12 protein-coding genes and 1 pseudogene are annotated in these 11,685 nt (G+C 63.4%); 2 read left to right on the top strand and 11 right to left on the bottom strand.

All coding sequences use genetic code 11. The features are described from left to right. Positions 1–409: pseudogene (locus AC6CDK_RS16680) on the top strand (DNA-binding protein); the annotation flags it as partial. Positions 410–515: 106 nt separating this feature from the next. Next, entirely contained in the window at positions 516–1,760 is a 1,245-nt protein-coding gene (locus AC6CDK_RS16675; protein ID WP_192904977.1) for a M48 family metallopeptidase, read from the top strand. A gap of 29 nt (positions 1,761–1,789) precedes the next feature. On the opposite strand, the gene gspN is transcribed toward AC6CDK_RS16675, so the two are convergent. From gspN to gspD, 11 genes are all read right to left on the bottom strand, one after another. Further along, on the bottom strand, positions 1,790–2,629 hold the full coding sequence (gspN, locus tag AC6CDK_RS16670; RefSeq protein ID WP_192904976.1) for a type II secretion system protein GspN: 840 nt from the start codon (positions 2,627–2,629) through the stop codon (positions 1,790–1,792). Further along, positions 2,626–3,174 (bottom strand): hypothetical protein, encoded by a 549-nt coding sequence (locus AC6CDK_RS16665; protein ID WP_039647866.1) that lies wholly within the window; start codon positions 3,172–3,174, stop codon positions 2,626–2,628. Before AC6CDK_RS16665 ends, gspN begins: the two co-directional genes overlap by 4 nt. Further along, positions 3,171–4,487 (bottom strand): type II secretion system protein GspL, encoded by a 1,317-nt coding sequence (gene gspL, locus AC6CDK_RS16660; RefSeq protein WP_066356818.1) that lies wholly within the window; start codon positions 4,485–4,487, stop codon positions 3,171–3,173. The genes AC6CDK_RS16665 and gspL overlap by 4 nt, the downstream gene beginning before the upstream one ends. Continuing rightward, entirely contained in the window at positions 4,487–5,407 is a 921-nt protein-coding gene (gspK, locus tag AC6CDK_RS16655) for a type II secretion system minor pseudopilin GspK (protein WP_039647868.1), read from the bottom strand. The genes gspL and gspK overlap by 1 nt, the downstream gene beginning before the upstream one ends. Continuing rightward, a complete protein-coding gene (locus AC6CDK_RS16650) occupies positions 5,404–6,033 on the bottom strand; it encodes a type II secretion system protein GspJ (protein WP_039647869.1) in 630 nt (209 codons plus the stop codon). Before AC6CDK_RS16650 ends, gspK begins: the two co-directional genes overlap by 4 nt. After that, positions 6,011–6,367, bottom strand: coding sequence for a type IV pilus modification PilV family protein (locus AC6CDK_RS16645; protein ID WP_039647870.1), 357 nt, complete (start codon positions 6,365–6,367; stop codon positions 6,011–6,013). Before AC6CDK_RS16645 ends, AC6CDK_RS16650 begins: the two co-directional genes overlap by 23 nt. After that, on the bottom strand, positions 6,364–6,891 hold the full coding sequence (locus AC6CDK_RS16640; protein WP_192904975.1) for a prepilin-type N-terminal cleavage/methylation domain-containing protein: 528 nt from the start codon (positions 6,889–6,891) through the stop codon (positions 6,364–6,366). Before AC6CDK_RS16640 ends, AC6CDK_RS16645 begins: the two co-directional genes overlap by 4 nt. Beyond that, positions 6,860–7,303 carry a type II secretion system major pseudopilin GspG gene (gene gspG, locus AC6CDK_RS16635; protein ID WP_039647872.1) on the bottom strand — a complete coding sequence of 148 codons (444 nt, stop codon included), beginning with the start codon at positions 7,301–7,303 and terminating at the stop codon, positions 6,860–6,862. Before gspG ends, AC6CDK_RS16640 begins: the two co-directional genes overlap by 32 nt. A gap of 26 nt (positions 7,304–7,329) precedes the next feature. Next, a complete protein-coding gene (gene gspF, locus AC6CDK_RS16630; protein WP_039647873.1) occupies positions 7,330–8,541 on the bottom strand; it encodes a type II secretion system inner membrane protein GspF in 1,212 nt (403 codons plus the stop codon). Further along, complete coding sequence (gene gspE / locus AC6CDK_RS16625; protein WP_082021185.1) at positions 8,522–10,066, bottom strand: type II secretion system ATPase GspE; 1,545 nt, start codon at positions 10,064–10,066, stop codon at positions 8,522–8,524. Before gspE ends, gspF begins: the two co-directional genes overlap by 20 nt. 14 nt (positions 10,067–10,080) lie before the next feature. Continuing rightward, the coding region (gene gspD / locus AC6CDK_RS16620) for a type II secretion system secretin GspD (protein ID WP_496639923.1) at positions 10,081–11,685 on the bottom strand (1,605 nt) is incomplete at its 5' end.

Here is an 11,685-nt window from a genome sequence, read left to right as displayed (position 1 = left end):
CGAGGGCATGGCGACCCAGGCCGCAAGCACCACGGGGAAGAACTCGGCCGGAAGCACGGGGGGGGTGGTCACTCCCGCAGAGAAGATTGCCGTAGAAAAGGCAGCAGGGGCCAATGGTTTCACTGTTGCCGAGCTTCATGGCAACAGGGAGAAGCTTGACGGCAAGACGATCACTGTCCGGGCCAAGGTGACCAAGGTGTCGGCCGGCATCATGGGCAAGAACTGGCTGCATCTTCAGGACGGCTCCGGCGACAGCTCGAAGGGAAGCCATGATCTGACCGTGACGACCCAGGACCTCCCGGCCGTGGGCGAAGTGGTCACCATCACCGGGACGCTCAGGAAGGACAAGGACTTCGGCGGCGGCTACAGGTATGACGCGATTGTGGAAGACGGGACGGTTTCGCACTGACACGGCGGATCACTCGGCGCATGCAGGGGGAGGGGCCACGGTTCCTCCCCTTTTCCGTGTCAGGCCCAATTCTCGACAACCGCTGTCACCTGAGGTATCCTTCCCCATGACTGTGACGATCCTCGCCTGGTACCTCGCGGTCCTCGCCTTCGAGCATCTGCTCCGCATCATGAACCTCAAACATCTCAGGCGCCATGGAACAACGGTCCCCGATGGTTTCGCCGGAGCGGTGGATGAGGGGAGCCTGCGCACTGCAACTGCCTATACCCTCGACCGGAGTCGCCTGGGGATTGTGGAATCGTTGGTCGACAGCGGCCTTCTTGTCGGATTTCTCTTCGCAGGAATCCTCCCGCTCTTCGACCGCTGGGTTGCCTCGCTGACCACCTCGTTCATCCTGGCGGGCGTCGTCTTTTTTCTGCTTCTTTCCCTCGTTCAGAGCGCCATCGCAATCCCCTTCGGACTCTATGAAACATTCGTCATTGAGCGCCGGTACGGCTTTACCACCATAACGCCGAGGCTCTGGTGGTCCGACCTGCTTAAATCGACGTGTATTTCAATGACGCTTGCCACGCTCATGATTTCCGGCGCTTTCGCCCTGGTCGCATGGAGTCCCCTGCACTGGTGGCTCTGGGTCTGGGGCTTTCTCGCGTTTCTGACCCTGTTTCTCATGTATCTCTCACCGTATGTCATCGAGCCGCTGTTCAACCGCTACGAGCCGGTGAAGACCGAAGGGCTGGAAGAAGAGATCCGTGCCATGGCCGAGCGGGCCGGACTCAGGGTGAGCCGGGTTATGCAGGTGGATGCATCCCGGCGCAGCCGCCACTCCAATGCCTACTTTACCGGCATCGGCCGGGTGAAGCGCATCGTGCTGTACGATACGCTGCTGAACCAGATGACCCACGCGGAGGTTCTGGCGGTCCTGGCCCATGAGATCGGCCACTGGAAGCTGGGGCACGTCCGCCGGCGGCTTATTGCCGGTCAGGCAGGCGCCCTTGCCGCTGCCTGGCTGGCGTGGCGGGTCACATCATGGGAGGGGCTGCCCGGGCTTCTGGGGATGACGGAGGCGACGTTTCCGGCCCGGCTCGTGATCGTCGGCTTCATCGGCACCCTGGCGCTTTTCCCGCTCACGCCCCTGTTTGGCTGGGTGTCGCGCCGGCAGGAGCGGGAGGCCGACCGATTCGCAGTGGAGCTCTGCGAAGATCCCGCATCGCTCGCTACGGCGCTGGTTAAACTTTCCCGGGAAAATCTCTCCAATCTCCATCCGCACCCCCTCTACGCAGCATTTCACTATTCCCACCCGCCGGTGGTTGAACGGGTGCAAGGGCTGCTGGCGCTGGCGCGGAACGAATGATCCGTGGGAGTGTGGACGGAGACAGGGCGTTACTGAAGAAGAGGCTTTGAGAGGGTTCCCCGGATCGGCAGCCGGTAGTGACCCGGCGTTACCAGGTATTTTGCCAGAAGGGTGAAGACGAGCTTCTGCCGGTCCAGGAACGCGGGCCGGGGCATCAGCTCCAGGGACAGATTCAGGGGCGAGTTCCCCATGGGAGCCATGAGGGGTATGGTGCCGCTCAGGCGGACGTAGACGTCCTCTCCCTGGAGGGAGAAACTGTCGATGGTTGCCCGGCCGCCGGCTACCCTGACCATGCCCCGCACCGTCTCGTACACGGCGTCCGGCAGAGGAATACCGCTGATCGTTGCTCCGCGGATGTGCGCTCCCTTCACCGCCAGTTTCACGTCGCCCCCCCAGGATCGCCCCGTGCCGGCAAGGGTGGCGTCAGCTGTCAGCACTCCTTTGATATCGGCGTCGGTGGCGGTCCGGAAGAAGGGGATGTCCTCCAGGCGAACGTCACGTGCGGAGAAAACCCCCGTGCCGTCCCGGAGCCGGAAGGTGCCGTCGAACTGCCCCGCGCCGACCGAGCCGTCCACGTCAACGGAGACTTTTCCCGCCAAAAGCGGCAGGAGCTCGAGTCGCGCCCGGACAGTGTCCAACCGCAGGAGCGGCCCCCGGTTGTCGGCTATGGTAACACCCCGGGCGGCAATGCCCAGCGGAAACGCCTTGCCGAAGTCGGCCGCGCTGAAGTCGTACCCCTGCCGGGCAAACCAGCGGACGGTCAATTGTTCCAGTTCCCGCGAGGGGACCAGAAGAAGGGTGAAGGTCAGGATGAGGAGCAGGCCGGCGATGATGCAGGCGCCCCAGGCGAGCCAGCGACGTGCGGTCATCGCGCCCCCTGGGGTGCGCCGCGCAGCAGTGCCACGGTAAGAGTCAGGTCGAGCTTTGACGGATCGTCGAAGCGGGTGCGCAGCAGTGCTTTCCTGATAATGGCGGGGCGTTGGCCCTTCTCGATGCGGTGGAGGAGATTGACGGCTTCATTTGCCGTGAGCCCGTCAATTTTGATGTCGGCTGCTTCCTCGGTAAAACCGTTCTTCTGTTCGGTTTTGAGCGGGGTGATGCGAAGCGATTTGCCGCGGATACCGGTTTCTTCCACGAGCTTTGCGGGCGAATCGTCTGCGCGGACCGCGGCCAGCCTGTTGGCAAGGCGCATGGATGTGCTGCGCGCCTCCTGGTAGCGCCCCTTCAGGCGGAGCATTTCCACCAGGTCGGCTTCGCGCCGCTGCCGCTTGTCCTCCAGAAGGCCGATCCGGTCGTACGCGAAGGAAAAGGCCACGGCAAGGGCGAGGATGGCCACGAGTCCGTACCCCCAGCGCAGGCGGGTGGGGCGATCCATGTCGTTCCATGTGTCGCGGATTCTGTTAAGCGCACTCATTTCGCCACCTCGCTGATGGTGCCCCTGAGGGAGAACGTGACGGACCCGTCCGGTTTTGCCGTGATCTGGCCCACCTCGGCGTCGGCCAGGACGCTGGCGAGCCGGTCGCGGTACTGGCTGACCGCCTGGGTGGAGCGGGCATCTCCCTTGAGGCGCACTGCCGTGCCGTCGATCTCCACCTCGAAAAGGCCGGTCACGTCGTCGCCCTTGGCCTTTGCCAATCCCCGCAGGGTATCCAGGATGTGGCTCCCTGCGCCTGCCGCGCCGAGCCTGCGGATCTCCGCCTTCAGTTCGCCCAGTTCGTCAACGCTCTTCTTCCGTCCGGGGAAAACCTCCCGATAGAGGGCGGCAATGGACGCGTTCACCGATGTCAGGTCCCGCTTCACCATGGTGTAACGGATACCGGCGTCGGCGGCAAGGAGCAGCAGCAGAAGCACTGTCAGGATCGCGGGGATGCGGAGCCGGCGCTTGAGTTGCTCACGCCCCCTGGTCCAGGCGAGTTCGCCTGCGCGAAAGGTGCCGATCCGCCCGGTCTGGAGCGCACGTGCCAGCGCCCATGCGCCGGCATTTTCCCGCGCGGCCGCCTCATCCCCGCCAAAGGCGGCTGCCAGGCTGTCGGTTACGGGCAGCGCCAGCATGGGTACTCCCTCTGCTTCCGCAGGCGCGTTGCCCACGGGAGAGCCGTGCCAGAAGAGCCGTTCAATCCGTACCTGCCTGGCCATTTCCAGCGCCGCCAGGGTGCGGGATAGTTCCCCCTCGTCACTGCCAAGAGCCCTGAAGAAGAGGGGCTTGCCGTTCCCGTACACCGCCAGTGCCGTACCGTCGGTGACGGCCAGGGCCGCTTCGGCTTCGTCGGGAGAGAGAAGCTCCTCCCAGTGGATGGGGGCGGTTGTGACCACCTCGGGGTCTATTCCCGCCTCGGTGCATGCCTGGACAAGGTGGGCAATCTCCCGCTTGCGCGCCCAGAGCGCCAGCACCTTTCCCTCGGCGGCCAGGGGCAGCCCGTCGAAGACCAGATCCTCATTCTCCAGGGCGGTCTCTCCCTTCAGCTCCAGGGGAAGGAGCAGGCGGAGCTTGGCCCGTTCCTGGATCGGCAGATCGATCTCCCGGCTGAAGAGCCGGCCCAGCGGGATGGCGAGTACCGGCCGGCAGTCGTCGTCGGAAGGGGCAAGTTCCCGGAGCGCTGCGGCCAGATCGGCCTCCGAAGCGGCAGGGCGGCTTTCGCGCTCCTGGAACACCAGTTCACCCGCCCGGGTGAAGAAGCGGCTTGCCACCAGGTCCGTGCCGGTCCATTCGAGAATCAGATAAGTCATCAGTACTCTCTCCAGTAGAGATAGCGGGGCTGGGTTCCGTCAAGGTTCACCACTGCTTCCACAAGCCTGGTCACGTCGCCCACTGCTGCCCGGGAAACGAGACGATAGGTGCTTCCCCGAACGCCGGCAAAGCCGGACAGCTTCCCGGCGATTGTCTCCATGCCGGGAATCTCGGATAATTCCCCAACGTTTTTGAATGGCTTTATGCGGCGCCGTTGCATGATGTCCCGGGCGATTCCCTCGCTGATGCCCTCGTCAAGTGCCATGAGCACCTGCAGGGGAGCGGTGTTCACGTTGATGGCCCCCCCGTCGACAAAGACCGTGGCAAAGGGCCGGAGCCGCTCCAGGACGGCGGGGTCCACTCCCCGGACGAGCCCCAGTTCGCCAAAGGTGGCAAAGGGGGCGTTGCGGGGGGCATAGGGGGCGCTCAGCGACTGGTAATAGGCAGATTCTCCGCCGTCGGGCCGCGGCTCGTCATTGGCGTCCAGCCAATCGGCCAGCGAGTCGTGAAGCGCTAGCGGCAGCTTGAGAACGGTCAGCAGCCGGCGTTCCGCAGGGCCGTAAAACACATGTTCGTCACCGTTGGGAAGGGTGACGGCATTCAGGTTGAGCTTGCCGTCCTCTTCCTCGATGGTGATGCCCACCCGTCCCTTTTCATCTTCAAATCGGACGGGATCGGCAAGGAGTTGCTGCAGCCCCTGGTCATTGGCGGAGGTGCGAAGGTTTCGCAGCAGCGAAATCCCGCCGGTTACCCCTCCCTCGGCCATGAGGCTTGCCTGCTGCAGGTTCACGAAGTTGCGGTGGAGCGACGTGTCCACATAAACTCCGTGGATGAACTCGGTGGTCACTGCGATGAGGAGGGCAGTCACCACGAGGGTCAGGATGAGGGCGAAGCCCCGTTCGGACTCCGATCGCCTCACGACTGCCGCCCCCTGGGCCGGGCAAGGGTAGTGAATTCCACCGTCTGGTCGCCCTGCCGGACCCGGATGGTTATCCTGACCCGCTCCGGAAGACGGGGGACCAGCTCCGTGTTCCAGGTCTTCACCCATTTGCCGGCATCGTAGCACTCCACGAGAAACCCTTCGATTGCCTCCATCTGCGGATAAGGCATCGGTTTCACGCTCCCGAAGAGTTCAGTTGACTCGCGGGTGAGAGAGAGCGTGCCGTCTGTCTCCTTTACCGCATAACGAATTTTCTCCAGGTCGGACGCTGGAAGGTCGCCGGCCCGGGGCGGAGCTACGGCCGCAAACTCCAGGCTCGATGCGGGCTTCCCGAAGATGTCCCGGTCCTCCACCACGAACCGCAGCCGCATGTCGTTTCCCCTGAAAAAGGCACCGTCGATTTCGCGCCGGAGGAGATCCAGGGTGCCGCGCAATTCCCGGCGCTCCTCGGCTCCCTCGTCGGTGCGTTCCTTGGCTCGGACCACGGTGAAGTAGCTGGAGTAGAGGGCTCCGGCCACCACTGCCAGCAGCAGCATTACCACCAGGGTTTCCAGGAGGGTGAACCCCCGTTGGCCGCCGGGGCTATTTCGCCACGTAGCGAACAAGGCTCACCGTCCTCCGTGCATTATCCCACGAGATGGCCACGGTCACCTTCCGGAATCCCGGAACCTGCGTTGCCGTGGATGTCATTACCCATGCATAGTCCGGTCGAACCGGCGCAAAGGTGCCGTTGCTCTTTTCGGGAATGTCCTGTCTGGTGTCGAGATCGTCGAGCATCTGGCGGCCCAGCAGAACGGCCACCCCTTCATCCCGATCGCGGCTGGCGACCGCCAGATGGTTGTTGACCACTCCGATCACCGTGAACACCACCCCCGCAATGATGGCAACGGCAATCATTACTTCGAGCAGGGTAAACCCCCGTGCGCCAATGGTTCTCACAGGGGATCCTCCCGGTACCCTTCCGCGACTTTTACCTTGCCGGAGGACGGATAGGCCATGACCGTCATAACGGCGTCGCTTCCCTCGGCCTTGAGATGGAAAACGGAGAACTCTTCAAACCCTGCCGTACCGACGGTGACCACCACCTCGCCTGCAGTACGCTTGCCGACCCGGGGGGTGAAGATGCTGGCTATGCTGATTCCCTCGGGCAGGAGGCGCCGCCGCAGGATCGGATCGTCCGGCTCTCCTTCCGTGCCGTCCGGCAGGATCGTTGCGATGGCGATGGCGCTTTCGCCGGGCACCAGCTTCATGCGGTAGGCGGTCTTTGCTGTGATGGCCCGATCCTGGATGAACCGCAAGGTGGCGGCGAACTCGCGGGCTGCCCGGTGAAGATGCGCCGTGTCGCCGGGCGTGAGCCGTGGAAGGACCAGCGCCGCCGCCAGAGCCAGGATGGCTATCACCACCACCAGCTCCATCAGGGTGAACCCGTGGTTATTGCAGGTTCCAGCTCTCGATGTCGGCATTCTTCCCTTCGCCCCCCTTCACACCGTCGGCGCCGAAGGAGTAGAGATCGTAGTCGCCGTGCTCGCCGGGAGACAGGTAGACGAAATCGTTACCCCAAGGATCCTTGGGCACCTGCTTGCTCTCCAGATACCCCTCGGAGCGGTAGTTTTTCGGGATGGTTCCCACTGTGGGCGCGGAAACCAGCGCCATAAGACCCTGTTCCGTTGATGGATAGGTGCCGGTGTCGAGTTTGTAGAGCTTGAGGGCCGTCTCCAGGTTCTTGATCTGCACCTTGGCATCGGCAATCTTGGCATCGTCGGAGCGACCGATGATCCGGGGCCCCACCAGGGCTGCCAGCAGGGCCAGGATAGCGATGACCACCATGATTTCGATGAGGGTGAAGCCGCGTCTATTGCGCAGGGTGTTGTGCATGGTCCGTTACCTCCGGTTGGAAAAAATCAGCGAATGAGTTGATTAAGTTCAAAGATGGGGAGCAGTACCGCGACCACCACGAGCCCCACGGCCAGCCCCATGGCCAGGACGAGGAGTGGCTCCAGGAGTGCCATGAGGCCGGATACTGACGATTCGAACTCCCGCTCGAAGGCGCTGCCGGCCTTGCCGAGCATCTCCTCAAGCTCGCCCCCCTTCTCGCCAACGGCGACCATGTGGACCAGAAGCGGGGGAAAGAGTCCCGTGGTACGCAGAGCCCCCGAAAGGGTGCCGCCTTCAGCCAGTCCGGCTATCACACCGGTGAGGGCTGCGCGATAGTGGCGGTTGACCACAACCTGGGCCGTGATTTCGAGAGCCCGCATGACCGGTACACCGCTGGAAAGGAGAAGTCCCAGCACCTTGGCGAAGCGGGAGAGGATGAGTTGGCGCAGGAGACTTCCCACCACCGGGATCCGCAGAAGGACGCGGTCGCGGCGGAGGCGGGAGGCCTCGTCCTTCATGAGACGCCGGTAGAGCAGCACCACTCCGGCCACGGCGGCGATGCATGCCCACCAGAATGAGCGGAGAAAGGTGCTCGTCTTGATGAGGGCGATGGTGATCAGGGGGAGGGCGGCCCGGTTGTCCTCAAAGATGGTGACGATCTTGGGAATGACAAAGGCCAGGAGGAAGAGCATTACCGCGCTTCCCACCAGGACCATGAGCGTCGGGTAGGCCAGCGAGGCGGTGATTTTGCTCCGAATGGCCCGCTGTTCCTCGAGGAAGAGGGCGACTCGCTCCAAAACGGCGTCCAGAGCGCCGCTTGCCTCGCCTGCCGCCACCATTGCCACGTAGCTCTCACTGAAAAGCCGGGGTTCGAGGGACAGCGCCTTGGCCAGGTTGGCACCCTCGGCCAGGCGTTCCCGGATCCGGCCGAGGGCCTTTTTGATCTCGCCGGGATCTTCCTGCTCCCAGAGCGTGGTCACTGCCTCGTAGATCGGAACCTGCGAGCCCACCAGCGTTGCGAGCCGACGGGTCATGAGAGCCACCTGGGCAGGGCCCGCGCTTCTCCCTCCGAAACGTCGGGAGACGGTCCCCGCCGTCTCGGAGACCGGGCCAATGTCACGCGGATAGAGGCCGTCCCGCTTCAGGCGGAGCTTCGCCTCCTTCAGGCTCTCAGCCTCGACGGTGCCGGACGTCTCCCGTCCCCCGGCCGTATAGGCGCTATACCGGAAGGTCGGCATACTCCTCCTGCGTTACCCGCAGGACCTCCTCGATGGTTGTGATGCCCGCTGCGGCCTTGGCCAGGCCGTCGTCGCGCAGGGTCCGCATCCCCTTGCCGACAGCGTATTCCTTGATGGCTCCGGCCGGTTCCCGACGGATGATCATGGAGCAGATCTCCCCGTCCACGGGGAGGAGTTCGTAGATGCCGACCCGGCCCAGGGTTCCGAGGCCGAAACATGCATCGCATCCCCGCCCCCGGTAGAGGGTTGAGGGGAGGGTGATGCCGGCGTAGTCCCGTTCCGGCGTGTAGGATTCGCGGCAGTGGGGGCAGATGCGGCGCACGAGCCGCTGGGCCAGGACCGCAGACAGGGACGATGCCACCATGAATGGTTCGATTCCCATGTCCACGAGTCGGGCGATGGCGGTGGCGCTGTCGTTGGTGTGAAGGGTGGAGAGGACCAGGTGTCCCGTGAGCGACGCCTGCATGGCGATTTCCGCTGTCTCGGCGTCGCGGATCTCCCCCACCATTACGATGTCCGGGTCCTGGCGGAGAATGGCGCGCAGGCCCTGGGCAAAGGTCAGCTCGATTTTGGGATTGACCTGAATCTGGCCGATCCCCTTGACTTGATATTCGATGGGGTCTTCGATGGTGATGATGTTCTTTTCCGGCGAGTTGAGCCGGTTGAGTGCCGCGTAGAGAGTGGTGGACTTGCCGCTTCCCGTTGGTCCGGTGACGAGGATGATGCCGCTGGTCCGGGCAAGGAGGCGCTCCATGGCCCGGACGCCCCCTTCGGACAGCCCGATGTTTTCGAGAGAAATGAGCCCCTTCTGTTTGTCGAGGAGACGGAGCACCACGCGTTCGCCGAAGAAGGTGGGGATGATGGAGACGCGGATGTCCACATCCCGTCCCGCCACGATTACCCTGATGCGGCCATCCTGGGGAAGGCGCTTTTCGGCGATGTTCAGTCCGGCCATAATCTTTACGCGGGAGACCAGAGCTTCCTGCACCACCTTGGGAGGGGCGAGCTTGCGGTAGAGGATGCCGTCGATCCTGAAACGGACCTCCAGTTCCCGCTCGTAGGGTTCGATGTGGATGTCGCTGGCCCGCTCCTTCACCGCCTCCGAGAGGATCGAGTTCAGAAGCCGGATGACCGGCGCTTCGTCGGTCAGGTCCAGAAGATCCTTGGGCTCGGCCAGTTCAGTGGCGATGACCGAAAGGTCTTCCCCTTCAAGCTCTTCCACGACCTCCTGGGCCGAACTGCCGAGCCGGGCGTAGAGATGGTTTACCGCGCCGAGTACCGTATCCGGCGTTGCCGCGGCCAGTTCCACCTCCATTCCGTAGACTCCCCGCACCTCATCGATGGCCGACAGATCCGCGGGATTGCCGGAAACGACCAGGAGCCGTCCATCCCGCTCCCGCAGGGGAAGGATGAGCCTGCCCCGGGCAAAGGCCAGGGGGAGCCGCGTGAGCAGTGCCGCATCAGCCTCATTGTCCCCGATCTCGGCCAGGAAGGGGATGCCGAGCCGCCGGGCGATCTGTTCCATGTCGTGTGCGTCCGTCATTTGCTCAGTTGGAGGTCGCGCTTGAGGTCCAAGGGGGCGTCGAGCCTGAGCGCTTCGCCGAACTTGTCGCGCTGCTGGCCGGAGACATCGCTCATCTCCTCGGCTCCCCGAATGATGCGCGGCGTAAGGACGATCATCAGGTTGGTCTTCTCCCTGCGCGTCGATTTGGTCTTGAACAGCCAGCCCAGGAGCGGGATGTCGCCCAGGAGCGGGATCTTGTTGATGGTTTCGGTGTCCCGATCCTGGATCAACCCGCCGATCACCACCGTGTCCTTGTCCTTGACCACGACGGCGGTCTTGGCCGAGCGCTTGGTGGTGACGAGGTCATTCGCCTGTCCCTTGTTTTCCTTTACTGCAGAAATTTCCTGGTAGATGTCGAGCTTCACGTACTCCCCTTCGCTGATCTGGGGAGTGATCCTGAGCGTGATGCCGGTATCCTTGCGCTCGATTGATTGCTGGGATATTCCGCCGGTCGTCAGATTGGTCTGGGAGAGGAACGGAACGTTCTCACCCACGAAGATTTCCGCCTCCTTGTTGTCCGAGGTAAGAATGTTCGGGGTGGAGAGTACATTGATGGCGCCGTCGGAGATGAGGGCCTTGACCTGGGCCGACACACTGACGTTTTTCCCAAGCTCTTCAAGTGCTTTTACCAGGAGAAATTGCGGCCCGCTGGTGGCGCTCAGGAAGTTGAACGGGTCCAGGACGGCGCCGCCGGACGCGTCGCCCTGCGTGCCCACGGCCAGCGCGCCGATCTGAACGCCCACATCCTTGAGCTTGTCGAGGGAGACTTCGGCGATGAGGGCCTGGACGAACACCTGGCGCCGCCGTTTGTCGAGCTTCTGGATCACCTGGAGGATGTTCTGGTAATCGACCGGCGAGGCCATGATCACCAGGGAGTTGGTAGCCTTGTCCGGCGTGACCGAGATCTTTCCACCCTCGAAGGGGGATTGAACAGGCGCCGCTGCAGGCATCCCGGGCTGCCCGGGGGTGGTGGGTGTGCCCTTGATGAGGCCGTCGATCACCTTTGCCACCTCGGTGGCATCGGCGTTCTCCAGATAGTAGACGTTGATCTTGCTGCTGGTGGTCGGCGGGACCACGTCCACCATGGCAATCAGTTTCTTGATGTCGTCCTTGTCCTGATCGCTGCCGAAAATGACCAGCGCATTGAGCCGGGTGTCGGGGACGATGAGAACCCCCGCGCTTGATGTTGCGGTAGCCTGTCCCGCCTGGCTGGCCGGCCGGCTTGTCTTGCCGCCGAGCCATTCGCGGATCACGCCGGAAACGCTGTCTGCCGAGGCATTTTTGAGGAAGATGATCTCGGCGCCCTCCCGCTTCTGGGGAGAATCCACCAGGGTGAGAATGCCGGTGAGTTTCTGGATGTTCAGGGCAGAATCAACCACCATCAGCATGTTGCTGGCGCCAAATGCCGCGATGTAGCCGTCCTTGGAGACAATGGGCTGGAGAAAGCCCACCGCTTCCTGGGCGGAGATGCGCTCCAGGGGGATCACCCGGGCCACATAGGCATCGCTCACGGGGAGGCGGTCCTTGTCGCTCAGAAGCTTCATGCCCGATTGCTTGGCTGCCGCCGTAGGAACCACCTT

This window comes from Geobacter sp. PheSNFMC (assembly GCF_059620965.1).
This window is presented reverse-complemented; position numbering and strand designations above follow the sequence as displayed.